Source organism: Pseudomonas nitroreducens (assembly GCF_014204515.1).
Classification (GTDB): domain Bacteria; phylum Pseudomonadota; class Gammaproteobacteria; order Pseudomonadales; family Pseudomonadaceae; genus Pseudomonas; species Pseudomonas nitritireducens_A.
This window is the reverse complement of record NZ_JACHLI010000001.1, coordinates 52,863-75,882: the sequence shown is the minus strand read 5'-3', so window position 1 is coordinate 75,882 and position 23,020 is coordinate 52,863. Positions and strand designations below refer to the sequence as shown.

Annotated in this window: 27 protein-coding genes; 11 read left to right on the top strand and 16 right to left on the bottom strand. The window is 57.1% G+C overall.

Features of this window, described 5'->3' with window-relative positions:
• The 5 genes from HNP46_RS00535 to HNP46_RS00515 all read right to left on the bottom strand — a co-directional run bounded on the left by HNP46_RS00535 (window position 1) and on the right by HNP46_RS00515 (window position 5,200).
• On the bottom strand, window positions 1-642 hold the full coding sequence (locus HNP46_RS00535; RefSeq protein ID WP_184585551.1) for a hypothetical protein: 642 nt from the start codon (window positions 640-642) through the stop codon (window positions 1-3).
• 116 nt (window positions 643-758) lie between these two features.
• Window positions 759-1,136, bottom strand: coding sequence for a hypothetical protein (locus HNP46_RS00530; protein ID WP_184585550.1), 378 nt, complete (start codon window positions 1,134-1,136; stop codon window positions 759-761).
• Window positions 1,137-1,195: 59 nt separating this feature from the next.
• A complete protein-coding gene (gene fliM / locus HNP46_RS00525; RefSeq protein WP_184585549.1) occupies window positions 1,196-2,290 on the bottom strand; it encodes a flagellar motor switch protein FliM in 1,095 nt (364 codons plus the stop codon).
• A gap of 60 nt (window positions 2,291-2,350) precedes the next feature.
• Window positions 2,351-3,214 (bottom strand): hypothetical protein, encoded by an 864-nt coding sequence (locus tag HNP46_RS00520; protein WP_184585548.1) that lies wholly within the window; start codon window positions 3,212-3,214, stop codon window positions 2,351-2,353.
• 36 nt (window positions 3,215-3,250) lie between these two features.
• Window positions 3,251-5,200 (bottom strand): AAA family ATPase, encoded by a 1,950-nt coding sequence (locus HNP46_RS00515; protein WP_184585547.1) that lies wholly within the window; start codon window positions 5,198-5,200, stop codon window positions 3,251-3,253.
• Window positions 5,201-5,394: 194 nt separating this feature from the next.
• Here HNP46_RS00515 and HNP46_RS00510 point away from each other — a divergent pair, with 194 nt between their 5' ends.
• The 4 genes from HNP46_RS00510 to HNP46_RS00495 all read left to right on the top strand — a co-directional run bounded on the left by HNP46_RS00510 (window position 5,395) and on the right by HNP46_RS00495 (window position 8,337).
• Window positions 5,395-6,159 carry a hypothetical protein gene (locus HNP46_RS00510; RefSeq protein WP_184585546.1) on the top strand — a complete coding sequence of 255 codons (765 nt, stop codon included), beginning with the start codon at window positions 5,395-5,397 and terminating at the stop codon, window positions 6,157-6,159.
• A 12-nt stretch (window positions 6,160-6,171) separates the two neighbouring features.
• On the top strand, window positions 6,172-6,801 hold the full coding sequence (locus tag HNP46_RS00505) for a hypothetical protein (protein ID WP_184585545.1): 630 nt from the start codon (window positions 6,172-6,174) through the stop codon (window positions 6,799-6,801).
• Between the two features lie 113 nt (window positions 6,802-6,914).
• Window positions 6,915-7,229 (top strand): nicotinamide mononucleotide transporter, encoded by a 315-nt coding sequence (locus HNP46_RS00500; protein WP_184585544.1) that lies wholly within the window; start codon window positions 6,915-6,917, stop codon window positions 7,227-7,229.
• Window positions 7,210-8,337, top strand: a complete 1,128-nt coding sequence (locus HNP46_RS00495) for a hypothetical protein (RefSeq protein ID WP_184585543.1) — start codon at window positions 7,210-7,212, stop codon at window positions 8,335-8,337. The genes HNP46_RS00500 and HNP46_RS00495 overlap by 20 nt, the downstream gene beginning before the upstream one ends.
• A gap of 37 nt (window positions 8,338-8,374) precedes the next feature.
• Here HNP46_RS00495 and HNP46_RS00490 read toward each other — a convergent pair whose 3' ends face one another.
• Entirely contained in the window at window positions 8,375-9,736 is a 1,362-nt protein-coding gene (locus HNP46_RS00490) for an RNA-guided endonuclease InsQ/TnpB family protein (protein ID WP_184585542.1), read from the bottom strand.
• Between the two features lie 139 nt (window positions 9,737-9,875).
• Here HNP46_RS00490 and HNP46_RS00485 point away from each other — a divergent pair, with 139 nt between their 5' ends.
• Window positions 9,876-10,577, top strand: a complete 702-nt coding sequence (locus HNP46_RS00485) for a hypothetical protein (protein ID WP_184585541.1) — start codon at window positions 9,876-9,878, stop codon at window positions 10,575-10,577.
• A 39-nt stretch (window positions 10,578-10,616) separates the two neighbouring features.
• Here HNP46_RS00485 and HNP46_RS00480 read toward each other — a convergent pair whose 3' ends face one another.
• The 3 genes from HNP46_RS00480 to HNP46_RS00470 are packed head-to-tail and all read right to left on the bottom strand — an operon-like array spanning window position 10,617 to window position 12,825.
• Entirely contained in the window at window positions 10,617-10,892 is a 276-nt protein-coding gene (locus tag HNP46_RS00480; protein ID WP_184585540.1) for a hypothetical protein, read from the bottom strand.
• Window positions 10,893-10,900: 8 nt separating this feature from the next.
• The gene (locus tag HNP46_RS00475; RefSeq protein WP_184585539.1) at window positions 10,901-12,214 is read right to left on the bottom strand and encodes a hypothetical protein; all 1,314 of its coding nucleotides are present in this window, start codon (window positions 12,212-12,214) and stop codon (window positions 10,901-10,903) included.
• Window positions 12,211-12,825 (bottom strand): hypothetical protein, encoded by a 615-nt coding sequence (locus HNP46_RS00470; RefSeq protein ID WP_184585538.1) that lies wholly within the window; start codon window positions 12,823-12,825, stop codon window positions 12,211-12,213. The genes HNP46_RS00475 and HNP46_RS00470 overlap by 4 nt, the downstream gene beginning before the upstream one ends.
• A gap of 105 nt (window positions 12,826-12,930) precedes the next feature.
• Here HNP46_RS00470 and HNP46_RS00465 point away from each other — a divergent pair, with 105 nt between their 5' ends.
• Together HNP46_RS00465 and HNP46_RS00460 are read left to right on the top strand one after the other, a co-directional pair.
• Window positions 12,931-14,046: a hypothetical protein gene (locus HNP46_RS00465; RefSeq protein WP_184585537.1), complete on the top strand. Its 1,116-nt coding sequence runs from the start codon at window positions 12,931-12,933 to the stop codon at window positions 14,044-14,046.
• A 79-nt stretch (window positions 14,047-14,125) separates the two neighbouring features.
• A complete protein-coding gene (locus HNP46_RS00460) occupies window positions 14,126-14,815 on the top strand; it encodes a hypothetical protein (RefSeq protein WP_184585536.1) in 690 nt (229 codons plus the stop codon).
• Here HNP46_RS00460 and HNP46_RS00455 read toward each other — a convergent pair.
• The gene (locus HNP46_RS00455; protein ID WP_184585535.1) at window positions 14,812-15,369 is read right to left on the bottom strand and encodes a hypothetical protein; all 558 of its coding nucleotides are present in this window, start codon (window positions 15,367-15,369) and stop codon (window positions 14,812-14,814) included. The genes HNP46_RS00460 and HNP46_RS00455 overlap by 4 nt on opposite strands.
• Before the next feature lie 91 nt (window positions 15,370-15,460).
• Between HNP46_RS00455 and HNP46_RS00450 the strand changes: the two genes are divergently transcribed.
• Window positions 15,461-16,507, top strand: a complete 1,047-nt coding sequence (locus HNP46_RS00450; protein WP_184585534.1) for a GNAT family N-acetyltransferase — start codon at window positions 15,461-15,463, stop codon at window positions 16,505-16,507.
• Between the two features lie 3 nt (window positions 16,508-16,510).
• Here the strand turns inward: HNP46_RS00450 and HNP46_RS00445 are convergent, their stop codons facing one another.
• On the bottom strand, window positions 16,511-16,702 hold the full coding sequence (locus HNP46_RS00445; RefSeq protein WP_184585533.1) for a hypothetical protein: 192 nt from the start codon (window positions 16,700-16,702) through the stop codon (window positions 16,511-16,513).
• Window positions 16,703-16,838: 136 nt separating this feature from the next.
• On the opposite strand from HNP46_RS00445, the gene HNP46_RS00440 reads away from it, so the two are divergent.
• Window positions 16,839-18,791 carry a LysM peptidoglycan-binding domain-containing protein gene (locus tag HNP46_RS00440; RefSeq protein WP_184585532.1) on the top strand — a complete coding sequence of 651 codons (1,953 nt, stop codon included), beginning with the start codon at window positions 16,839-16,841 and terminating at the stop codon, window positions 18,789-18,791.
• Between the two features lie 24 nt (window positions 18,792-18,815).
• Here HNP46_RS00440 and HNP46_RS00435 read toward each other — a convergent pair whose 3' ends face one another.
• Complete coding sequence (locus HNP46_RS00435; protein ID WP_184585531.1) at window positions 18,816-19,613, bottom strand: hypothetical protein; 798 nt, start codon at window positions 19,611-19,613, stop codon at window positions 18,816-18,818.
• Between the two features lie 178 nt (window positions 19,614-19,791).
• Between HNP46_RS00435 and HNP46_RS00430 the strand changes: the two genes are divergently transcribed.
• Complete coding sequence (locus HNP46_RS00430) at window positions 19,792-20,028, top strand: hypothetical protein (RefSeq protein WP_184585530.1); 237 nt, start codon at window positions 19,792-19,794, stop codon at window positions 20,026-20,028.
• Window positions 20,029-20,247: 219 nt separating this feature from the next.
• On the opposite strand, the gene dcd is transcribed toward HNP46_RS00430, so the two are convergent.
• The 4 genes from dcd to HNP46_RS00410 all read right to left on the bottom strand — a co-directional run bounded on the left by dcd (window position 20,248) and on the right by HNP46_RS00410 (window position 22,520).
• On the bottom strand, window positions 20,248-20,814 hold the full coding sequence (gene dcd / locus HNP46_RS00425; RefSeq protein ID WP_184585529.1) for a dCTP deaminase: 567 nt from the start codon (window positions 20,812-20,814) through the stop codon (window positions 20,248-20,250).
• 48 nt (window positions 20,815-20,862) lie between these two features.
• Window positions 20,863-21,330 (bottom strand): hypothetical protein, encoded by a 468-nt coding sequence (locus HNP46_RS00420; RefSeq protein WP_184585528.1) that lies wholly within the window; start codon window positions 21,328-21,330, stop codon window positions 20,863-20,865.
• 84 nt (window positions 21,331-21,414) lie between these two features.
• A complete protein-coding gene (locus HNP46_RS00415; protein WP_184585527.1) occupies window positions 21,415-21,966 on the bottom strand; it encodes a transglutaminase domain-containing protein in 552 nt (183 codons plus the stop codon).
• The gene (locus tag HNP46_RS00410) at window positions 21,963-22,520 is read right to left on the bottom strand and encodes a YcbK family protein (RefSeq protein WP_260403053.1); all 558 of its coding nucleotides are present in this window, start codon (window positions 22,518-22,520) and stop codon (window positions 21,963-21,965) included. Before HNP46_RS00410 ends, HNP46_RS00415 begins: the two co-directional genes overlap by 4 nt.
• A gap of 206 nt (window positions 22,521-22,726) precedes the next feature.
• Here HNP46_RS00410 and HNP46_RS00405 point away from each other — a divergent pair, with 206 nt between their 5' ends.
• Window positions 22,727-23,011: a hypothetical protein gene (locus HNP46_RS00405; RefSeq protein WP_184585526.1), complete on the top strand. Its 285-nt coding sequence runs from the start codon at window positions 22,727-22,729 to the stop codon at window positions 23,009-23,011.
• The last annotated feature ends 9 nt before the right edge of the window (window positions 23,012-23,020 follow it).

The following is a 23,020-nucleotide window of genomic DNA, read 5'->3' as shown; positions in this document are numbered from 1 at the left end:
TCAGAGGGACAGTCCCGCGTCCGCTTCCTTGCTGCGTGGTTCCGGCTCGATAGGGCTGGGCAGCATGTACTCGGAGAAGTGGATTTCAGACTGTCTGACTGGCGTCGTTGACAGGATGCAGGCTGGGTTGAATATCACAGCCCAGTACTCGTCGCGCTGAATGTGCGAGATGGCTGCATCGATCCCGTGGCTGACGAAATAATCAGCTAGCGCGACGCCGGTTTTACCGATGCAGGTATCGTTGTTGACCAAGAGGTTGCGGAGTACCTCGGCGATGATGAAGTGGTCGCCCTTACCGCAAAACGTCTTGCCAGAAAGGGAGTTGATGCGTCTCTCCTGAATACGGATGAGGTCAGCGATGACAGTTTCGCGCTTTTCCCCTTTAAGGTGCTTCCGGACGAAGCCCACTGCACTTTCCAGGGGAATAGCCGCATCCTCGAGCAGCAGCCTGGGTGAAAACTCCACTTTGCGAACAACACCACCGCCCTGGGCGTATTTCAGAGCCCTTTCGTAGTCGTTTGACGTGTAGATGCCAGGCCCGTGTTCGGCGCGACCTTGTGCGGGCTTTCGGATCTCAGGTTTTCCAACCCAGCGCCGGGAGCCGTGCCACATGGTGATCGTTCTTGGAGTTCTGGTCGTCATGCCTAAAGCCTCTTCTGTACCCTCAGGATACAGACTGAGCGAAGCAGCAAGGTAGGGCGCCGAGAATGAAAAAACCAGTCACTGGGACTGGTTTCTTCGGCCGGAGGCAGTGAAGGTTACAGGCCGAGCCCGGAGCCTTCGTTGGCGCGTTGCTTGCTGGCGTTGGCGATGTAGGCCTGCTCTTCTTCGTAGCCGGCGATCCAATCGTCAGCCACGCGCTCGGCGATGGCCTTGAAGTTGCCGGCCGGGGAGCCGACCAGTACGCCTTCGCGGCGGGCGATCTTCTCGACGTACTTCTGCACGTGGCCGGTGATTTCTGCCTTCGCATCCTTCGGCGTTTCAGCACCTTCCAGGAGGGCGGTGATCTTTTCGTTGTGCTCTCTGATCGATGGCAGCTCGGCATCGCAGCAGTCGTAGACGTGGTCTACGTAGGCCAGGTAGTCGCTGTCATGCGGTGCGCACTGCACTTCGATCTGGTTGCGTGGGCTCTTCATGGGGTCTGATCCTCCGTTTGAATCAGAATAGGTATGGAGCAAGACCCCGTGCAACCGGCTCAGATCAAGTCTTTAGCGATTTTGAGCAGAGCGCTGTGGTCGTAAATCTTGTCGACCTGGAGAGCCTTGGACTTGCCCACGTTCCCGTACAGACAGGACATCACCGGGACGCCAGCAGCCTCCGCGATTACCCGGCTCGGGAAGTCGATGAAGAACTCCTGGCCTACCTGCAGATTGGCCAGCTCCTCCAGAGTGGTGTCGATCTTCAGCAGGTTGGCCGAGATCTCGACGTTGGTGGCCTTCAGCTCCTCCTGGAACTTACGCTTCCACTCTTCCTCCTCCTCTGGATTGATGTCCATGGAGTGCTCGTTGAGCGAGCGCTTGATCGGCTCCAGCATGGAGTAGGGCAGGACGATGTTGAAGTACGACCGGGTACGGAGGATGTCCACCTCGAAGGTGGTCACGCTCACCATGTCTTGTGGGGACATGGTGAGGTTGGTGAACTTAGGGTTGCTGTCGGACTTAAGCAGCTCGGTCTCTACCTCGCGCGACGAGCTCCAGGCCCTGCCGTAACGGAAGAGGGTGGGCTCGACCAGCATCCCGATCACGCTGGTCTCGAAACGATTGAAGTCCCGGTGCGAGATGTCGCTGGGTATCACGCCGTTGCCACCGTAGATGAAGTCCAGCGTGGCCAGGATGGTGCCGGGATGTATAGCCAGCAGACCGGTGCCGCTCAACGGCTTGATGAAGAAGCTGTTGAAGCTCACCGGCTTGGGAAGTGTTTCGAGGTATGCCTCGAAGGACATCCACTCCATCGACTTCACAGTGACGTCGCAGGTCTTGCGGGTGAGGGCGGACAGCTCCATCCGCGCGCTCTTGGCCAGGCGGTCGTGGATCGTCTCAAGCGCCGGTAGGCGATCTCGCACCACCTTGCGCTGCATGATGGTTTCGATCACGCGCTGGGCCTCGGGGGAGACCTGGTGCACGTGATTGGCTTTCGAGGCCGGCCGTGGCTGGGCTGCAGGCTTGGGAGCGGCAGCGGCTGGCGCTGCGGCCGGGGCAGGCTCCGCAACTGCTGGCGCCTCCTCAATGGCATCGAGCAGAAGGGCGTCGAGTTCATCGTCCGACATGATCGGCGGAGTTTCGTCAGTCATCGCAGGGCCCGCAAAATGGTTGCAGCGCCTGGAGGGGCCAGGCGCTGAGGTCACCACAATTTACAGGATATTGTGGGCCCGGTCAGCCTCTGCGACGTAGGAGAGTGTACTGGCGTAGATGCTGTAAGCGTTGGAGACCGGCGCCATCCTGGGGGGTTTGGCGGTGGGGTATCCGAACTGTACTGACTTCACCCCGTTGATGGCGAAGTGGGTGCCCAGTGCCAGGACGAACTTGACCATGAAGAACTGCACTTTGAAGTCTACGTCGTCGAGCATCACGCCCATCGCGTCATCAATGATTACTTGTGTGCGGTCTTCAAGCTCCTCTGGAGTTTTGCACTTGCGGTAGATCGGCAACTTCGAGGCCGCTCGGCTAAACAGAACGCTAGCCCCGTTGATGTTGTAGTCCTGGTAGTTGATCGAGAGAAGGCTATCTCCTCTGGCAACTTCTTCTGACAGGTCTACCTTATGAAATTCGCTCAAACCGGCAAGTTTCAGGATGGGGGCGAAGAGTTTTTTCCGAGATTCAGCCTTGGCGATAAACGAAACCAGGAACGGTGGGATTACTTCACCTTCAAACTCGAACCCTTCGGGTAGAGCGACCATGAAGCTGTCGTATGGCAGTACGAACTTCGCATCTTCCGCCTGAGCTTCAGGCGCCTCAAAGATGGACATGATGTCTGCAGCCGACTTCGGGAAAAGAACACGCTTAGACTCTTTCTCCCAGTAGTACTCGTTGATGGCGATGGAGAAGGGGAGTTGGTCGCCAGTCATTGCCGAGTTTTCGACCTGAGTCGCGTAGAGCTCAGAGCGCTTTATGCTCTTTGCTCTCTTTGCGCCGAACTCACTCCAGAAGTTGCGGAGGTGCATGTCCGCGCCGAGTTCATGGAGCGAGTAGGCGATAGAGGTGTCGTTCTTGGTCAATTCTTCTCATCCTGATACTGAATTGATGGGGTGAATTTAACTGTACCGGCGAAGCGGCGAGTTCTTCCCCTTATAGTACTCGCTTACGATTGGGATTGCCTCCCTGACCGTCATCACATGGTTGATCATCAGGTGCTCCACCAGGATGTCGGAGAGTGCCTGGTAGCTGCGCAAGGTGGACAGGGTCTGCCGGTAGATCTCCTCGGATTTGTTGGTGATGTTCATCCGGGTCGTATCATCCACCGCGCCACGTTCGCCGGCCAGTAGGCGCAGGTTGACCTTGGAGTGGCTGTAGAAGCCCATCTCGCTGTACATGGTGTTGAGGATCAGGGTTGCCTGTCGAATGTCCTGGTGCGCGCCAGTGGTGACCCCGCCTCCGTGGAAGTGCAGTTCTTCGTTGGCCATGCCGCCGTAAAGCTCCGCTACGTGCTCCTCGAGCTGATCGCGGGTACGCAGAGGGGATTCCTCGTTGCGGCTAAGGACGTAGCCTTCGGCGCCGATCTTCGGTACGGCCTCAGTGGAGATTTTAAGTACCCGCAACTTCTCCGGCAGCAGGCTCAGATCGTTGTTGGCCGCGATCATGGCGTGATGGAGTTCCATGATGAAGTGGCCAGTCTCGTGGATGGCAATGATCCGGCGTTTTGAGTCAGCAGTACCCTTTGGCGAACGGTCTGTGTTACCCATCATGAGGCGTTCGTAGGCCCGGACAAGGATGTCCTGGGTAATCTTCGATTCTTCCTGGATGGCGATCAGAGACGCCCTGGTGGTCATATCCCCGAGCTTAGCCGGACTCATGCCCCCGGTGATGGTCGCCAGGTGGTCAAGATTAATGTCTGCGCCCAGTTTGCTTCGGAATGGCTCCAGGAGGCGGGTGAGCAGCTCCCGGCGCTCATGGTAAGAGGGTAGGCGGAACCCGATCTTCATGGGCCAGCGGCGCAGCATTGCCGCGTCCATGTTCATGGTGCCTTCGTCGAAGTTACTGGCGATGATCCAGATAACGCCCTTTGCTTGCTGTGCCTGGACACCACTGAGGATGGCCAGCAGCGCAGTCATGGTGTCGTTCTCGTAGCGGTTGGAGCCATGCGCTGCGCGGGCTGCCAACAAGGAGTCGCCCTCATCGATGAAGACAATGCAGCGTTTGAGCTTCATGGCGGCTTTGAACATCTTGCGCAGGGTGCCTGAACCGCCACCTACAAAGCCGGACTCCAGGTTCGAGGCCGAGACATAGATCATCGGCACGTTGAGCATCTTGGCCAGGCAGCGAGCCATCATCGTCTTACCGGTGCCAGGCTCGCCGGTCATCATGACGTTGAACGGCTTGTCAGCACCAAACGCCCGGTACTCATGCGGCTTGGTGAACATCTCGGCCAGCTGCATCAGGTCTTTCTTGACGTCCTGCATGCCGACGATGTCGTCGAGGGTGTCCTTGATGTCTGATGGGCGAGCAATCTCGAAGGAGTTGCTCACCATCCCCATCTGCAGGCGCAGCGTGTAGATCAGTGCTCCTACCAGGACAAGCATCGGCAGTAGGATTTTGATTAGGTCTGCAAGACCGCCTTTGGCCTTGCCAACTGTGATCAGGGCGGTCGGGTCATTGGCCTGGCCAACAATCTTACCGATGCCACTCATCGATTCCATCATGCGGAAATCGATGCTGGGGTTTTCTTTCAGCGCACCAGTAAGGAACTTCTGTTCAAAACGAATCCACCCATCGTAGACAACTCGCTGGTAGATCGCAGCATTCTTGGTGTCTTTGAACTTGATAACGATGTCTTTCGCGCCATCGTAAATGCTGCCAGCAACGACAATTGCTTCAATATTGGCAGCCTGTCCAGATTTCAGTAGAAAGACTTCTTCTGGCTTCTTGATGTCGTAGCCGGGGTTAGTGGCTTCGGGGGTTTCGTTGTTGACGTAGAGATAGGCCCCGGCGAGCGCGGCAATCAGGACGGCAACTACCACGAGTGCCCATTTGGTATATGTGCGCATGACAATCCTCGGCAAGTCCGATGGATTATTGCATGGCACTCAAGTGTGTCAATATATAGGAAATTGCGCGCTGGCTAGATGTAAGCTGCGACTCTCATGTTGTACGATGAATCAAATGTGGGAGTTACATGATGAATCTTAGGCTAGACGACAGAGCCATAAAGGACATTCTGACCACTTTCGATACTCGTCGAATGGGCGAATTGTTCGGTACAAACTCTCTTGAGGGTATGCACGGCCTGCTCGTGCAGATCTTCCAGAGTTCCGCGTGGATGAGCCCTGAACCCAGTGTCTTCAAGAAGAGGAACGAGTTCATCCTGGAGTTGAATCAGCATGTCATCGACTCTGATGACCACCGCAGGATTTTCCGCGCCATGGCCGAAGCTCCGAACGCCCACGGGGTGGCGACCTACCTCCACATGCTGAGGAGGAAGGAGAACGTCTTCCTGTCCGACCACTCGGCGCTGTTTACCCTCGATGACCTAACCGCCCTGGTCAAAGACCGTGGCGCCAAGCTGACTCCGGCTATCCACTTCCTGACCCGCGCGGTATCCGCCGGGCATGGTGATGGTAAGCCTGAGCTGTTCAAGGCGATGGTGAGGGCGTTCGACCCTGAGTTCAAACTGTCCTCGCGTTACGAGTTGGCGCTGAGCAACATCGTCAAGCGCTGGGGCGTGAAGGCCCTGGGCCTGGCCGAGGATGATGCGACCGTCGACAAGTGGGTGAAGCAGTTCTTCCATTCCGAAGACCCGAAAACTCAGCGTGTTGCGACTGCGATCCTCGCCGGCCAGATGCATCGCCGCCACCTGTCGCTGTATGACCTGTGCAAAGTTGCGCATGGCCCGGTTGCGAAGAAACGCCTGGTTCAATCGTTCGACGTCGACCCGGAGTTCTTTGGCTTCAAAGCGATCAAGTCTTCTCACGAACAGGAGAAGGCGAACTACGGACTTTCCCTGTAAAGGACATTGAGCATGAACTACGACGAAAACCGTGGGCCCGAGGCCGAGATTCCTCCGGAGCCGGCACCGACGCCAGAACCGGATCCGTATCGCCAGCCTGAGCCCGATCCGACCCCTGAGCCCACTCCGCCGCCAGAACCGGCGCCTGACCAGCGTACAGTTGAGGAGACCGTAGACGCGCTCAACAGCGGTACACCTTATGACCCGGTCAAGGAGAAGATCGAGGAGAACCTGGCTAAATGCTACAGCCTCGATCAGCTTCGTCGCTGCAATATGCGCCTTGAGGAAATCGCGGAGCGTATGCGTAGTGATGACGTGACGCCAGAGCAAGCACTTGAGCTTCGCGATGAGTTCGAGCGCATCGAAAAGACCCTTACTGGCCCACAGGGCGAGCGCCTGCAGCATTCGCCGGAAAACAACGGTATTTTGGTTGTTCTCAAGCTTCTCATGGAGCTGCTGGGGAGGCTCAGCGGCAAGATCCGTGGTGCTTTCGAAAAAAACGGGCATGCCGCTGATCACGCTGATCTCAAAGCAAGGATGGACAGTGTGAAGAGCACTGTTCAGGGCGCGATTCGCGCAAGCGAGCGCCGCATGTCAAATGATCAAGCTCCGGCGCCTGAGCCATCTAGGACGCCAGGCTGATTTAGGCGACAATTGAGCACTACCAAGTCGGCCTGACCTTGTCAGGCCGATTACTTTTCTTGGCGGGGTTGTTTCCCCGGTGTGCTGACCCATCTTCTCTTGAGAGGCCCTCGATGGTCGAAGCTGAATGCGCAGTAGTGGTTCACACCCTGTATCAGACGGTCACTCAGTGGGTCGGTACGGTCTTCGGTGTGGTTGGCGCACTGATGGTGGCCAGCAATACCAGGTGGTCGAAGTGGGGTTGGCCATTCTTCATCGTATCGGCATGGGGACTCTTCCTGTTTGCCGGCTCAATGGATGCGTTCGGCATGATGATTCTTGAGGTGACCTTCTTCCTGACCAACCTCCTCGGCTTGTGGAGATGGCTTATCCAGCCGTACCGTGAGAGTAAGAAGGAGACACAGAAGCATGCCTTGGAAAATCACTGACGACCCGCTGTACGCCAAAGCAGTCCAGGAAGCGATTGATCGCAAATACGGACAAAAAAAGTATCGCGACACACTCCTGAACGAAATGGGGTTCACGCGTGATCCGGAGCTGATCCTCAAGCAGTTCCCGCAGGTTGCGATGTACACCTTGAGCAGCAAGAAGGGATACAAGGAGGTCGAGCACTTTCTGTTTCGTCTTTCCCGAAAGACCCAGGAGCAGCCGGAGATGATCCCGGTCTACACGGCCTGTATGCTCGAATGGATAAAGCAGGTCACTGCTCCTGGTGTGGTGCAGTTCAACACGCTCAACTGGGACAACGTGCGTTTTCAGCATGAGGCTGTGCGAGCTGCGATTCAGCCGGGCAAGAGCTTCGAAGAGCTCTGCAACTGGATGATGGTTGAGCCTTACGTGATCGAGTCCGCCCCTGCGCTGTTCAAGGGTTCCTGGGCAAAAGAAGCCAAGAAGCCCGAGAATTACGACAAGGTCTGCATGACCCTGATGGTAGCCATCGCTCGTGCGGGGGAGATCCAGGATAAGGTCGCATATGAAAATCGCGACACTCAGGCCATCTATCGGTGGGAGGCCGCATTTGAGAGAGTGCTTGGCATGAGGCTTGAGGAGTTCGCCAGGCTTCATCCAGTGGCTGCCAAGCCGAGCAAGGAACTGCAGGCCTACTACACGAAGCTAGTGCAGAGTAAGCATTGTTTTAAGTATTCGAAACCATGCATGGTCTCGGTTCTCAACGGTTTCACCTTTGATCGCTTTCCAGGCTGCAGAGATGTGATGGTTGCAGCAGGTCTTTATGCCTGTCCTACCAACCGGGCTATCCTAGCTTCATCGACGGATAGCAAGCTTGAAGAGCACATCAGGTGGGCGATGGAGAGCGACCTGACTACCCCCAAAGATGCGGCCCAATTCGCTGGCAACAGGCGATTCAAGCGGGAGCATATTCAGCTCCTCCAGCAGTTCGGCCGCTTCGACCAGTTCATCAAGCATCTGAGCCGGGATGTTATGGATGAGCTGATCGAGAAGAACATCATGGACTTCTCACCGAAGATGAGTGAGAAGCAGCAGACGAAGATGATGGCGACGGTTTTGGATATCTGACCTCAAATGTGAACTACCCGCGCTTGAATCGAAGATTTCAAGCGGGGCATCCGCGCTTCACTGAGATCTGAGCGCACAGTGCGACAGGTCTCTCCACGTGGTTTTGAGGGACGCGTTCCGAGCCCCTTTTCCTGAAACTCACTGTCTTCTTGGCCTTCTGCTCACGCCATTCTCCGTCGATGATGTGCTTCGCGCCTCTGGCGCGAAGCACGGCACTGGCGTTGGCATCTGCGTCTGCCTTGAAGCCACAAGAGGTACACGAAAACTGCTTTCCAGAGCGGTTTTCGGATGACGTGTGTCCGCATTGGGAGCACGTCTGCGAGCTGAAATGCGGGTGCACCTTGATGGTGACCTTGTTCGCTCGTTCGGCCTTGTAGTGAGTGTAAAGTACGATGTTGCCCCAGCAGCTCTGCAGAATGCTTCGGTTCAGGCCGGCTTTCGCTGCAGCGCCATTGGGCAGGTATTCGCCGGTCGCTTCGTCCTGTTTTGGCTTCGGCCGGCGGGTCATGTTGGTGATCTTCAGGTCTTCGAACACGAATACCTGGTACGGGCTGTCGACCAGCTTCCGTGAGGTCTGGTGCGCGAAATCACGCCGTACCTCAGCCTGGCCACTGCTGATATGCGCGATGCGACGCTTGGTCTTGTCGCGGCGCCTGGAACCCTTCTGCTGCCGGGCGAGGCGCCGCTGAAGGCGCCTCTTGGTGAGTTCCCTGCGTCGATTCTTGGCCACAGCGCTGACGGTCAGGTGGAACACCTGGCCATCGCTGCCGTGCAGCATGTCCCGCACTCCACGGTCGCCGGCCCAGGTCATTGCCGTTAGCTGAGCCTCATCGAGATGGGACAGATCGGCCAGAATCTCGTCTCGAGGGCGCGGCGGAGCCAGTGTTGCGTCTTCGAAATTGAAGCTGACGTACCATCTGCCGGCTTTGCGGCTGACGATGATGGACTTCGGTTCGGTGATTTCCCTGTGTTGCGTGAACCGCAGGGTGCCAACCGGGAAGCGTTTCGTGCCGATCTCTATCAGGCCTTCGTCAACGAACCGGAACAGTTCGTTGGTGAGATGAACGCTGTCTCGCTCACCCTTGCGTTTGTGGGTTGGCGGAGAGGCCAGGCCCTTGAGGAATCGCTGCCAGCCGTTCATGAACTGCACGGCTGAATTACGCAGAATTTGCGACGGAACCTCGCTCAGGAACGGGGTGAGTTCAGCGTCCTTGAACTGCGAATACGCTTGATCGATCACGGCTTGGCCGGCGCCCAACGCCTTACGCGAGAAGGTGCGGAAATACTGCATTTCCGATACCTTTGCGTTGTAGATCAGTCGCGCACAACCGATCCACTGGGCCAGTTTCTTGGCCTGCTCGGTGGTTGGATGAGCGCGACAGCGGATCCCGTTCAGCATGGCTGTATATTCGTACAGCTATTGGCAGAACGTCAAGAGTGAAGGCGCTGTGCGCCTGAAACCTTGACCCGCGCATGAATCAAAGATTTCATACGGGGAATGCGGTTTCGGGATGTTCAACCAGCAAGGAGCTGATGAAATGGATGGACTTGAAGTACTCCAGCAGTACCTAGATGCACCGGAAGGGCAGCGGGAAGGCCCCAAAGAGGCTCTCCTTGCTGAGATGGCTATGCACGGGGCCACCGGCCGCATTCTTGCCGAGATGGCCTTCCAGGGCCACTGGAGCGCCTTGTCGGCGATAGCCGCTGATCCCTTGGTCGAAGCGCACCTGAAAGATCACATCCCCGAGGTGTTGCTAGGTGCCTACCGGAAGGACACCGTCACCAGCCTCCTCGAGGCGGTGCCGGCGCTGGCGCAGGAGCCACTTCTGACGAAGCTGCTGGAAGCCATCCTGGATCTGCGCAGCATCCCCACCTTCCTGCAGGTGCTCGAATGTGGTGCCAGGCTGAGCCCGGCATACGCCAAGAAGATTTACACGAACTGCATGTTGAACCCGACTGCGGACAACAAGACCTTGCTACGTGTGCTGGTCGCGCGTGGTCTGATCGACTGGCGTGCGATGCTGGGCTTCTCCGAGCGGGCTGACGAGACTGATCTGCTGACCAAGTGGGCCATGATTCAGAGCCCGGCACTCATGGTGATCATCCGCCATCTGACGACCAAAGAACGCCGGCTTGAGTTGGTGCAGGCCAAGATGCGTGAAAATCACGTGCCGCTGGCGCGGCTCATGGCGAAAGAGTTCGAGCTGGACGATGGCTGGGACATAACAAGCCCGGCTTAAGCCGGGCGGGTGAGGGTGCTGCCGGGCGGTGGCACCTGGTCACTTCGGTTGTGTGGGAACGCCAATCGACTTGAGAAACAGCGAATCATGGCCCGACTTCTGGGCATCGGCGATCACGATCTTCATGAACGAGTCCAGGCTCCCAGCCTTCAGGAGTTTCCTGGCCAGCTTGAAGCTATCGCCACTGGACAGCTGCTCGCAGGCAGTCACGGCGCGCACGCTGTGCTCCGACTGCTGGAAGGCAACGAACACGGGCATGTTCGCATCGGAGCAGGCGCGCATCAGAGTGTTGAGCGCGTTCTGAATGTTTTCCATCACCTACCTCAAGCTGCCGGGGAAAGGGATTCTTCTTGTGCCTTGCGAGTGCGGGCCTTCTTCGGCTTTTCTGCCTCGAGGACTTCCTCGTTCGTCAGGATGCTGCAGCGGGTCATCTCCGTGGCCTGAACTTCCTTGCCGAAGAGCTTCGAGTTGAAGGTCGCGTGGCCCTTCACTGATCCCACCAGGTTGATTCGGTCGCCTTTATCAAGATCCAGGTGAGTCGAAGCTTTCCAGGTGATCACGTGATTCTGGTCATCAAGCATGGTCAGCTTGGTAAACGGGAAACCACGATCAGAAGTCCCAGCCCAGACACCTACGACTTGGAGATTTTTGAAGACGATTCGATCTTTCACGGCCCCAAGGTGGGCGGTGCCTACGTTGCTCTGAGCCTTAGGCGCAGACCCTTCGGCCTCGCGTTCGGCCTGAAGCTTCTTGTGCTTGTTATGCCATGCAACGGCGCCAGCCATGATCGGCGCCTGCGCAACAGTCACGTAACCGTTGTTCACGATATTGCGCTGGCTCAGGCTGATGTCTTTGAGGCGCTCGGTCTCGGAGAACTCGCTCTGCAGGATCATCTGCTTAATCAGGCGCACTGACTCCATGACGTCATCCGGGTACTCAGGCGCGCGCCCATCGTTCTGTTCGACCTTGAGCTGCACGTTGCCGAAGGCGATATAGCCTGTGCTGATGCCGTGTTCGTATTTGGTCTGATACGGCCCTTTCTGCAGAAGCTCAACGACTTCGGCCAGGAGGCTGTCGACTTCCAGGACACCGTGATCGCGGATGTCGGAGAAGGTGATCTCCGAGTACTTGTTGAGCTGCTCCACGGCATCTTCGTGAGCGGCCAGCCACTTGTTCATCTTCAGCTTGGAGAAGTCGTCGATGCAGCTGCTGCCGACGCGGAAGATGCCCTGGTCGTTCTGAACGGTGTAGATGTTTACGCGTTGGCGGTCGTGGTTGCAGTGGTCGCACTTGCAAGCCGATGCCGGGTTCTGGATCGCGTAGACCTGTTCCTCGTTGAGGTCATCGTAGAAGGTGTGGGTCATCACCCCGGTGCTCAGCGCAATTCGGGTATGAGCTAGAACCTTGGTGTGGTTCACGTCATCGGCGATTTGACGCTCGATGCGTACCTTGCTGAAGTCGGCAGTGATCTCCTGGAGTCCCTTGCGCATGGTGCGCACACCCAGGGGCTCGACAGAGATCGTCAACAGCGGCGCGCTGGACATGCGCAGACGCTCGTTGATCTTGTCCATACGCGCCATCAGGACGGGGAGTTTGTCCGTGATGACCCACTGCTCGCTCTTCAGTACCTGGCTCATACGCTCACTCCAGGGGAGTTGTCGACTTCATTGGTGTTCGCCGGCAGGTACTGCTCAACGAACTGAATCAGACTGGTTTCAATATCGCGATAATGCGGCTGAGTGATCGGTGTACCCAGCGTAACGCCGGACACAGAGCAATCTTCGCGGGACAGCACGAGCTCGTGGCCAATGGAGTCCACCGAGATAGTGACTCTACCTTGCGATTTCAGGCGGTCAACCCCGTCCCTTACCAGCTTGAGTTCGGGCTCTTCCAGCTCGCGGCCGGCGGCGGTGGTAAGCGCTGAGCAGACGGAATTAAGCAGAAATTGTCGGTAGAGGTCTCGGGTCTGGAAAGAGATCTTGCCGTCCCGGTCGATTCCGACGTTTCCATCTCCGTCGCACCTATCGTTGGTGATGCACATCTCGAAGGCCGTGGCGACCAGGGCCTCCGGGCCAAGCTCTCTAACGCGTGCAGCGTAGGCCTCGACCTCTTCAGGATTGCGGCCGCAGATTACGAGGCGCGCGGCTTCATCTTCCACCAGTGCTTGGCGCACAGCGTCCGCCGGCACAACGTGCTGGAGCGACTGGTAGATCTCGTAGTGAAGATGATTGGGTATGTTCTGGCTCATTTAATCTCCCTCTACCCAATTCTAGGGATGGAGTGGCGCCAGGTTCAAATACCCGTTGAGCTGAATTCCATGCTTTCTCCATACTGGTGAAAATTGGAGCCTGGCATGACAACGATTGAGCTGGATGGGAACGAGTACCAGATTGAGAACGTAGACGTCCTGGACTCGTGGCGTGACGGCCTGAGTGATCTTATCGACGAGCTTGCAGGGAAATTCGACAGCTACCACTGGCACGACATCAGGATCGAGGGAGACAACCTTAAGATGCTGTCGGTGAAGGTCGCCGAGGCAATGACGGACTACCGTTCGCCGAAATCTGGGAAAGCCCCCGAGCTGTCATGGAGTGACACCATCACCGACATCTTGCTTGAGATGGGCTTCGAGGGAAACCTCGGGGTAGACAGTCAGGAAGATGTTGTCTCAGACATGGTATTTAGCGAAAGAAAAGTTAAAGAGGCTGTCCAAAAAATCTGTGCAATCTCCGATGAGCTAGGTTGTGACGTCGACTCCGACGATCTCTCGACGGAAATCAGACAAGCAATCACAGAGAAGGTCATTGAAAACGACCCATCAGATATTCTCAGTGCGGTTAAGAACGTGCGAATTCCGCTGGTTTACGTTGCCCCTTCTGGTGATGAAGATATCAACCGCCAATACCGAGACTTTGGAGACATCGAAGCAAACGGTGGCTTCCAGGATGCCGGCGACCACCTGAAAACGGATGGTCTCAAGTCCCTGTTCAGGCTCCTCAATGCAAGCCCTTTGGCAGCAATCACCGCTGGCGAGGCACCAACGGACATGGATGAGTTCGACAAGTGGATCGAGGCCGATGATGAGATGGGCATCGCACCTGGGGCCTCGGTAGTCCCTATTGAGGACGTAGCAACCATCTACGATAACTGCGGATACACAAGCCTGCCGTGCTGGTACGGAACCATTGAACTCCAGGATCTGCTGAAGATCGATCCGACCAAGGAAATGCAGGTGAGCGGGGGGTTAATCGGAATGTATGCGGCCGGCAATGGCACCGGTTACATGCTCAATCTGGAGGATGGGGTGAAAGTTACAATATCTCCGCTCGGGAAAATCACAGAGCCCCGTGGAAATGACCCCATCGATGTTTTCGGCTTGATCAGAAAGTGCGAACACGCCGAAGTTCATCAGGAAGAACCAGTTCCAAAGAAAGCCAAAGCCAAAGAACTTGGCGGATTCGAGATGTAGGCTATACCGGAATGATGGAAAAAGGGGGATTGAAAGTCCCTCTTTATTCTGTAAATTGTAGGGATTCGAGAGGTGACACATGAATCCCGCACTGCTTTCCGAACACCGCCTGAGGAAGTTGTTTGAACTCAACGGTGACCTGATCAAAGACGCCGCCCAGTTCGATGCAATGGCTAAGCCGTTGTTCACCAACAAGCCCATCCTCGAAGGGATTCGTGACTACCTGACTGGTAGCGGCACTGGCCCCTGGACGCTGGCGATCCTCCTGTACTCGGCCGCCGGCCGCGATTTCCTCGTCGACCGCATCGAGAACCATGGACTTCCGGTCGACCTGGTCTATGGGGCAATGATGCACGACGGGCTGAACATGGTCGAAATCGGCCGCCCGTGCATGCTGTACAAGCACATTGAGACCGGCGGCGACAAGTGGGAGCCTGATTGGCTAGAAATCCTCTCCAGGTTCAACCCAGACACATCGCTGGCCGGTCTGCTGGAAGTCCTGGCTTCCAGGGCCCGCCGGCAGGGTGATATCGGTAAGTTCATCGCGGCCTTCCCGAACGAGTTCTTCGAACTGATCGGTACTGGGGCTTGCCGTGCTCTCGACCCCGAGATCGAAGCCATGCCGAGCGGCCAGTTCGCAATGATCCAGAAGCAGCAGGCCTGGAGAGACCTGGCGTTCACCCTGTCTTCGACCTACTGCTCCAATGAGATCGCACTGCTCAAGTTCGTTGGCGCCGACCTCAGTTCGGAAACGATAAACGGCGGCTAAAGTCCCATCACGTTTGCCATTGCCCTTGTCTGGTACGCTAGACCCATACGGTCGAGCAGCCAGTCACAGGGCAAGCACTCGTGCAGCCGCATTGCCTGGTAACGCGTTACCTTGGCTTTCCTGAGTTCATCTAGCCGGCCTGGCGCTTCCATCACCGATTCCACCAGGTCGGTAAAGGTCTGCGTGTTTCTGTACCCCTCCCAAAGGTTCGTGACGTAGGCCGTGAAGGCCTGAGCGTCGTGGTCGACGAGTGCGCCAAGGCATTGCCGCTCACTGATCTTGGCCAACGTTCCCGAGAGGCGCCGACTAATCGCACGTGAGGTGGAGATGAGCGCTTTCTTCAAGCGCAGTCCTTGGGCTACGTATGTGAGGAACTCAGCATGTCCCTCTTCGATCCAGCGTCTCACGATTTCCGACATGATCACCTGGATGTCGTTAGGTTGCTGGCGCACCAACAGCCCGTCGACGCCATAGTCGGGCAGGATCATCTCGAAGAGCAGGTCATATTCACCACGGTGCACGATGTGGAATGAGTGAAGCTCCTTCCAGTCCACAGATTCTCCTTGTTTCCGGCCGGCAGGCTGATGCCGATTGAGGTTGGCGCGCATCACACCCTAAGATGAGGAAAAGCACAAGGTATCCCTTATGGACTTTAAGTACGCGCTGACCTGCCAGGCACTTCGTTCCCGCGCCGACAACGGTGAGGCCATCTGGCATAGCCTGATGGGGAGGGCGACCCGTATCAGCCAAGCTGAATTTGAAAGGAATTGCGACCCGAGCGCCTGGCTGGATGATGGTGAGAGCCTGGATGACCTGGTCAGAGCCTATGAGGACGTTGTCTTCTACGTGGCCCGGTTTGACGAGGAGGTCGTTTTCTTCGCACAACACAGCGGTTTCGAGTTTTTCTTCACGGTCGATGGCCGGGCTCCGAAGAGCTCTGACCCGTCCGCAGCGATTGCTCAGCGCGAGTGGCTGTATTCGAACTCGGCATCCAGAATTCTCCTTGGCCCGAACGACGGCCGCCTGGCGGGCCAGAACGGAGATGAGAGGATTGCAGCCCCAATCCGTCACGATATTCGCCAAATCCAGGGCACAGTTACTCGATTCGTGCTCTACAAGGATGGAGAGGCAGTGGCTGGTGTTGCGGTCGATAAGGAGAAGGTAGTGCAGGGCATCTACGTCCTGCGCGACCTCCGGGGTAACGGGCTGGCGCAGGATCTGGCGAATGAGGTAAGCAACTACCTGGAAGGCGTGACCGTTGCTACCCATCTGTCGGAGGCAGAGCTTAAGTTCTTCCGTGACTTCGAGGGAGCCAAAAGTGGGCCACACATGGGCTACCGGGTTGTAGCCTTTGACCCTGATACCCAGAAGGTCAGTACCCTCTACGGAGCCGAGTCTGTCGACCTGGAACTAGGTCGCGTCCTCGCGCCGAAAGGCGGCCTATATCTCGGAACTGATGTGGGCTTCACGGAGTACTACACCGGCATGAGCGACCTGGCCGACCTGATTCTCGAAGTTGAGTACCGGCCCGAGGACATCATCCAGGGAACCATCTCGCCGAACAGCGAGATCGTGGTGAGCAAAGGGGTTCTGCGAGGTGCGAAGTTCGCTGATGAAGATGCCCAGGAGGAGTACGGGCATCTTCTACAGCTAGTCTCGCCAAAGGCGACGAATGAAGGCTTTGAGCCCTGAGGCTCAGGAGGGCAGCTGAGCGCGCTCTTTGCCGGCTTCGGTGATGTTCCAGGTGAGGGAGCCGGTGAGGGTCTCGGTGCTGGTGGCCAGGCCGAGATCAACCAGGACTTTCAGGTCGGCGTTGAGGTTCGACTCGATGCCGCTCTCTTCACGCAGGAGGGAGAGCTGGGCGGGAGTGAGGGAAGCTGCAGGCATGGGAAACTCCATTTCATGTCTAAGTGACACCAAGAATAATGCATAAAAGGAGATAGTCAATCTTTATCTGGATATTGCGCCATCTGTTGATGCTGAAAAATCTGCAGTGATAGATTGATGAAAAGAGGACAATCCTATGGCTACTGACCTGAATCCCGACATTGACGTGAGCCTTCACGACTCCAAGCGCTACATGCAGTACCTGATGGTCATCAGGGAGCTGGAGCGCCAGGGCAGGTTCGAGGAGCTTCTCCAGGCCGTTATGCGCCAGGAGAAAAACCGCAAAGACCCTCGCAGCGTCTTCGAGACGCTGTTCCAGGATGAGTCCATCGCCGAGAGCCAGGCGATGTTCGAAGATGTCTGGACGGCAGTCGCCAAGCAGGCCAACGATTTCCCGATCAACTCCTACCTGGAAGGCCGTGCTGGTCTAACGCAGGAAGAAATCGGAAAGCTTCCGGCTGAGTTCACGGACTTCCTGAAGACCACTGGTGCTTTCGAAGAAGCCTTCCCTGACGCTTCTCGTCCGCTGCTCGGTGCCCGTGTCGCGGCAGTGCGCGACAACATCGTGCACTTCCTCAACAGCGAGCATGGCCACAAGGCCCTCAATGTCGCTGCACTGGGGATCGCCTGTGCCAGCGGCACCATCGTGACCAAGATCGGCTTCAAGGCCGGTGTCTACCTTGCCCGCAAACTGGGCGAGAACGAAAGCGTCCGGAGTCTGGCCAAGACCCTTGCCGACAAGATTACAGATTCCCTGGAGAAGCAGGGCGTACCCACCAGCAAGATCGCTGACAAGTTCGCGGAGATGAAGGAAACGGCTGCAGCCATCTTCGGCTCCGAGACCTTCAAGAAGTATGGCGTGCCGACCATCGCGCTGGCCGGCCTGTGCCTGGGTGCTTCGCACATCGACTTCGGCTCAGTGGGCAGCACTGTAGAAAACCTGGCCTCAAACTACGACGCCACGATGGAAGGCATCAACAGCTCCATTCAGGCCGGCATGGCCTCTGGTTCAGAGTCGATCCAGCATGGCGCCGAAGTAGCTTTCGAGACCGCATCAGAATACGGTGCTGCGGCAGGCGCTGTTGTCGGACACGCCTACATGGATACCGCCGACTTCATCATCAAAGCGACTACGCATCCCGTAGAGGCGTTGGCAGATATCAACAACGCTATTGCCAGCGCATTCCATGGTGCGGTCGATGCCAGCAAGGATCTGGCTTCGAGTGGTTACGCTGCTGTCGCAGAAGCCGGCTCCAAATTCACTGGCGAGCTCTCAGAGCAGCTTGCGGTAGCCGGCGACACTATCGGAACGCACTACCCGAACTTGGCAGCAGCTGGCCATGTCGCGGGCGACAGCCTGGGCGTAGTTCGTGACGGTGCCGAGTATGCCTACAACCAGGCAGCCGAGCTCGGTAAGCGCCTTGCCGGCACCGAATTCTTCCCTGGAGCAGGTGGCTCGGTGCACCTGGATGCATCTGGGAATATGTTCGCAGGTATTCCCGGTGTTGATCCGTCTAACGGCTACTCCTCCGAAGATGCCCTGATGGACGACTCTCCGGTGGTTCCTGAAGCACCTGCCGAGGTGCATGCAGAGTCGCCGGTAGTTACTCCAAATGCTGATGTGCCAGTTGCTCCTGAATCTACTGCTCCAGCAGAGGCAGTAGTCGCGCCCAGCGCCGAAGTGGTGCCAACGCACACTGTGGTGAAGGGGGATAGCCTCTGGAAGATCGCTGAGAAGTCGCTGTCAGAGGCCGGTGTTCCGGTAACGAATGCCAGCGTGACCAATGCGGTGAACGCACTCTACGAGGCCAACAAAGAGCTGATCGGGTCTAACCCGAACATCCTCCCGTTGGTTACCCCAGATGGGCATCCCTTCGTTCTGCAGGTTCCGCATCAGGTCATCGATCCGTCCTACCATGCCCCGGTAAGGCCGTTGGCGGATCATGCTGCATCGGTGGCTAGCGTCGCTCACGGCCCAGCAGCTGTTGAGAAGATGGCGCAAGCGGTGCCGAAGGGAACCTACTCAAGGGAAGATCTTGACCTGCTCTTCTCGCAGACGAAGGGTAAAGACAGCGGCCTGTCCCTGTAACGCCCCCCAAAAGAAAAGCCCCCGTCAGGGGGCTTTTCTGATTTGGCCGTCTGCGACCGCGAAGAAGCTGAAGTCCTTCTGCATAGCCTCGAGCATCATCTTGTCTTTCGCCAAGAACTCAGCGGCCTCTTTCGGAGTGCTCGGGCACTTGGCGCCGACAGGGCAAAGCTCCATGAGGCGAAGGAAGCTGTAGTAAGGCGTCCCCGCGTGGTTGGGGCCGCGCTTGAGGGCATTGCCAATGTTCCTGCGGTACATTGCAGGAATGTCGCCCCGGTCGTTCATGGAGATGATCGAGCCAGCAACCACCAACTCTTCGAAGTAGGCGATCTTGTTGTACACCGACAGGTCGACCTTGAGGTCGGCAACCGGCTGCATTGCACGCACGAATGCCTTGTCGCCGTACAGAGGGCGAAGGGCGCAGTGAATCGATTCGTGTGTGAGGCCGACGTAGCTTTTCTGTTCGCGAGCATCGCGGAAATAGATGCCGCACACTCGGGGTGCAGGACGGTTCTCAGGAATGGTTCCATCAACAACAGTCATCGCCGCAGCACGATCAACCGACAGCCCCTTGCTGAAGCTGGCTGAGCTGATCTTCGAGATAGACTTTTCGCTCACAGCCGCCGATGCCAACTTGGCTTTGTCCAGCTGAGAATCGTAAACACCAGGCTTTCCTTCCTGGACGAAGACAATGCTCATGTCGGCCGGGACGATGTTCTCCACAAAAGCAGCCATCTTGTGGGCTTCAGTGCCATCCTTGTACAGGTTGGCAGCACCAGCATGGCCGGCTACCAGCAGGGCGAGGGCAGCTACGAGTGTTTTCATCATTCCGATCCTTCTGAACTTTGAGACATCTTACTAGCAACCAAGCATCATGTCAATATGTCATGAAATGAGCCTTTTGTACTCAATAGGCACCTTTCAGGTCGAAGGGCGCGCGTGGTTGACCGAGAGCACTGCCCAGGGAACAATTCCCCGCTAAATGTGCATGGGAGAAAGCCCAATGAGCGAGTCCGAAAAGATCACAATCCAGGTCTACATCGACTGCGGCAACATCTACAAGTACGAAGTGGCATCGCCGGAGTCCGCCCGCGAGCACTGCTCTGCGATCATCCAGACCGGCTACAGGCATACAAAGGAAGGGGAGATGACGCATTACCCACCACACCGCATCATCAAGATCAAAGCGACAGGCAAGGGGATCACGACGGGCTATCCCGACACTCTGCAGCAGACCTGAGCAGCGAGGCCCTTCCGCTGCCAAGGGCAGGGCTACTACTCGCCAAAAGGAAGGAGGCTGGGCTTTGCTCAGCCCAAACTTCGCCGCGAAGCGGGACTATTGCCGCTTGGTACGCCTTTCCCGGCAAGAGGAGCTAGAGCGACTGCCGGGCTTGGCCCGAAGGGCGGGGTGACTTCGCCGCGTAGCGGGACTACAGCTGTCCCGCTACCGAGCGATGGGTTATGCCTTCGGGAGCGTGACCCCGGTCTGGCCCTGGTACTTGCCGCCGCGATCACGGTAAGACACCTCGCATGCCTCGTCGGACTGCAGGAACAGCATCTGCGCCACGCCTTCGTGCGCGTAGATCTTCGCCGGCAGGTTGGTGGTGTTGGAGAATTCCAGGGTCACGTGGCCTTCCCACTCCGGTTCCAGCGGGGTCACGTTGACGATGATGCCGCAGCGCGCGTAGGTGCTCTTGCCCAGGCAGATGGTCAGCACGTCACGCGGGATGCGGAAGTACTCGACGGTGCGGGCCAGGGCAAACGAGTTCGGCGGAATGATGCAGACGTCGCTGTTGATGTCGACGAAGCTCTTCTCGTCGAAGTTCTTCGGATCGACCACGGCGGAGTGGATGTTGGTGAACACCTTGAATTCGGCGGCGCAGCGAACATCGTATCCGTAGCTCGACACGCCGTAGGAGATCACGCGCTGATCCTCAGCTCCGCGAATCTGGCGCTCTACGAACGGCTCGATCATGCCGTGCTTTTGCGCCATTTCCCGAATCCATTTGTCCGACTTGATCGTCATGCTGTGCGTCCTGGTCTGTTGTGTAGGGCCTGGCAAGCCAGGCGAGGGTTACGAAATATAGAACAATTGCCGAAGCACAACAAACACAAGGGAGGCCGCACCAACCACTGCCAGCCCCCTGTTCAACGCCAGGTGAGAGGAAGATTCGACGTAGCAGTCTTGGGCCCGGCCGTTAGGGTCGAGCTGGTCTTTGAGCTCACGATGGATCATGAGCAGTGCCTGCAAGTGGTTGTCAGCCTGGGCAATGGCGAGCGGCAGCCATTCCTTGAAAACGGACGTAGGAGTCCTGAACTCGAGGATGTAGTGCAGGCCTTTGGAGCCTTCGTTGTGGTCGATGTAGACCTTGAGGCGCCAGGTATGGGCTACGCCACCCACATTGCGCAGCAGAGTCCTGGAAGAAGAGACCTTCTGTGCCGCGTCCTTCAGGATGTCGGGTGACCCCCTGAAGAAGCAGAGCAGTAGCCCGATGGAAACGCAGGCAAGAATGAACTCAAAGACATAGTGATTGATTGGCATATCGGGTAGCGGGCTTCTTATTAGGGCACCCGTCTTATTATTGTTTTGCCCGAGTTTATTACACGAAAACTACAGTGCCAACGGTTACTTGAGTTCCCAGGGCTTGTTTATGTCGTTCCGCGATACGGCCTGGATTTCATAGTAGGAAGTTGCGCGAATATCTAATTGAAGTTTGTCGATTGCATAATTGTTTGAAAGGGCAATGAAGTGGAACTGACGGTCGTAGATTCTGCCGGTGATGGCGATCCTGGCCGGGAGCCCAGCCTGCTCTAGCATGGCCCTCGCAAGGACGCAGTAGTCCTTCACATCACCGACGAACCTCCCTTTGACGACCCTTACCTGGGAGGGTGCGTGCCAGGCTACGCCGCGACCATATTGGGCGAAGTCATGCTTGTAGGTGAAGTTCGCATCGAGGATGCGTTTCACTGCCCGCATTCGGTCTTGCTCTGAATATTTCCGACTCGATGCGACAGGGTCTTTAGAAACTGCTGCGCTTAGCGTTACGGGTAGGCTGTCGAAGTTCGAAAAAGAAGTTCCGAAGTTGATTGAAGTTTGTGGTGGAAGAGGGGCCTTAGGTGGGCTGGAAGAGCAGCCGGCAACTATAAGCGCAAACAGAACGAAGACCAGGAATTTCATCGGTAGACCCACACCCTTACGTTGCCCGTATCTACGTGCACGAAATTCTTCACCGGGTAGATGCCGACACCGCCCACGCCGATCACACGGCTCATGGCTGCGAGCAGGTTTGTCTTGAGGCCTGGGATGAAGATGTCGGCGGCTTTGCCATGGAGATGTTGTGAGTCCTTTGCGGAGGCTTCCAGGCGCTTGTTGTGCGCCGGGGTACGGAAGCCGGAGAGCACGTGAATGTCGCTGTTGCGCCCTTCGGCGATGAGCCATTGCTGGATCAGGAAGAGCACGTCCAGCAGCTTCACGTCCATGCGCGTCTGAACGCGCTCTTCTGCGTCTCTGAGGATGTAGTTCGCCTTGGCGTAGCCGACAGCATCAAGGCCCGTCCGCTTGTACCAGTAGCAGGCGTTGACCCGCTCCTTGGTGGACTGACGATAGAGGTTAAGGCATCGATCCTGGCTGAGCAGAGCGATCCGCCAGTCGACGGGCGCCTGGCCAGCCTGCAGAAGGGGTGATGCAAGCGTAGCTACGCAGAGCATCAGGCATGCGAGTAGACGTTTCATGAGAGCCTTTCCGAGAGCGAGGCCTCATTATTCCAGCATCCCCGAGCATGTAAATGTCGGTTGACTGCCGCCCGTCTTTATCCGGAATATTGTCGGAACCTCCCCGCCAGGATCGATACGCCGGCAGGCCACGGCCTGACTGAGCCTGATGGCTCATGGGCTCGATCCACGGGACTAAACGTTTCTTTTTACATGGAATTGCAGAGATGACCGATTCGGCCAAGGCCTACGACCTCACCAAGAAGGCCAAGGACAAGTTTGTGTCCTTCTACCCGCGCCTGGAGGCGGCTGGGTTGAAGCTTGGGGAGCTAGGGAAAGGAGAGCTATCTCAGGAAGACAGGGAGGGCTTGCTGATCCTCTCCAATATGGGAATGAGCTACCAGGAGGATCTCCGTCGGTATATCGAAGCTGCGGGCCCCTTCGATGAACTGACCACCCTGGAGGTGGTCAGCACCATCGAGAAATACCTGGCCGAGATTGATGGAATCTGAGCCAAGGGG

Coding starts and splice junctions, on each gene's coding strand:
- HNP46_RS00500 (WP_184585544.1), top strand. CDS start 6,915: ATGGTCGAAGCTGAATGCGCAGTAGTGGTTCACACCCTGTATCAGACG.
- HNP46_RS00490 (WP_184585542.1), bottom strand. CDS start 9,736: ATGCTGAACGGGATCCGCTGTCGCGCTCATCCAACCACCGAGCAGGCC.
- HNP46_RS00470 (WP_184585538.1), bottom strand. CDS start 12,825: ATGAGCCAGAACATACCCAATCATCTTCACTACGAGATCTACCAGTCG.
- HNP46_RS00460 (WP_184585536.1), top strand. CDS start 14,126: ATGAATCCCGCACTGCTTTCCGAACACCGCCTGAGGAAGTTGTTTGAA.
- HNP46_RS00475 (WP_184585539.1), bottom strand. CDS start 12,214: ATGAGCCAGGTACTGAAGAGCGAGCAGTGGGTCATCACGGACAAACTC.
- HNP46_RS00505 (WP_184585545.1), top strand. CDS start 6,172: ATGAACTACGACGAAAACCGTGGGCCCGAGGCCGAGATTCCTCCGGAG.
- HNP46_RS00515 (WP_184585547.1), bottom strand. CDS start 5,200: ATGCGCACATATACCAAATGGGCACTCGTGGTAGTTGCCGTCCTGATT.
- HNP46_RS00405 (WP_184585526.1), top strand. CDS start 22,727: ATGACCGATTCGGCCAAGGCCTACGACCTCACCAAGAAGGCCAAGGAC.
- HNP46_RS00535 (WP_184585551.1), bottom strand. CDS start 642: ATGACGACCAGAACTCCAAGAACGATCACCATGTGGCACGGCTCCCGG.
- HNP46_RS00465 (WP_184585537.1), top strand. CDS start 12,931: ATGACAACGATTGAGCTGGATGGGAACGAGTACCAGATTGAGAACGTA.
- HNP46_RS00480 (WP_184585540.1), bottom strand. CDS start 10,892: ATGGAAAACATTCAGAACGCGCTCAACACTCTGATGCGCGCCTGCTCC.
- HNP46_RS00410 (WP_260403053.1), bottom strand. CDS start 22,520: ATGAAACGTCTACTCGCATGCCTGATGCTCTGCGTAGCTACGCTTGCA.
- HNP46_RS00495 (WP_184585543.1), top strand. CDS start 7,210: ATGCCTTGGAAAATCACTGACGACCCGCTGTACGCCAAAGCAGTCCAG.
- HNP46_RS00450 (WP_184585534.1), top strand. CDS start 15,461: ATGGACTTTAAGTACGCGCTGACCTGCCAGGCACTTCGTTCCCGCGCC.
- HNP46_RS00530 (WP_184585550.1), bottom strand. CDS start 1,136: ATGAAGAGCCCACGCAACCAGATCGAAGTGCAGTGCGCACCGCATGAC.
- HNP46_RS00510 (WP_184585546.1), top strand. CDS start 5,395: ATGGGCGAATTGTTCGGTACAAACTCTCTTGAGGGTATGCACGGCCTG.
- HNP46_RS00440 (WP_184585532.1), top strand. CDS start 16,839: ATGGCTACTGACCTGAATCCCGACATTGACGTGAGCCTTCACGACTCC.
- HNP46_RS00435 (WP_184585531.1), bottom strand. CDS start 19,613: ATGAAAACACTCGTAGCTGCCCTCGCCCTGCTGGTAGCCGGCCATGCT.
- HNP46_RS00420 (WP_184585528.1), bottom strand. CDS start 21,330: ATGCCAATCAATCACTATGTCTTTGAGTTCATTCTTGCCTGCGTTTCC.
- HNP46_RS00485 (WP_184585541.1), top strand. CDS start 9,876: ATGGATGGACTTGAAGTACTCCAGCAGTACCTAGATGCACCGGAAGGG.
- dcd (WP_184585529.1), bottom strand. CDS start 20,814: ATGACGATCAAGTCGGACAAATGGATTCGGGAAATGGCGCAAAAGCAC.
- HNP46_RS00430 (WP_184585530.1), top strand. CDS start 19,792: ATGAGCGAGTCCGAAAAGATCACAATCCAGGTCTACATCGACTGCGGC.
- HNP46_RS00415 (WP_184585527.1), bottom strand. CDS start 21,966: ATGAAATTCCTGGTCTTCGTTCTGTTTGCGCTTATAGTTGCCGGCTGC.
- HNP46_RS00445 (WP_184585533.1), bottom strand. CDS start 16,702: ATGCCTGCAGCTTCCCTCACTCCCGCCCAGCTCTCCCTCCTGCGTGAA.
- fliM (WP_184585549.1), bottom strand. CDS start 2,290: ATGACTGACGAAACTCCGCCGATCATGTCGGACGATGAACTCGACGCC.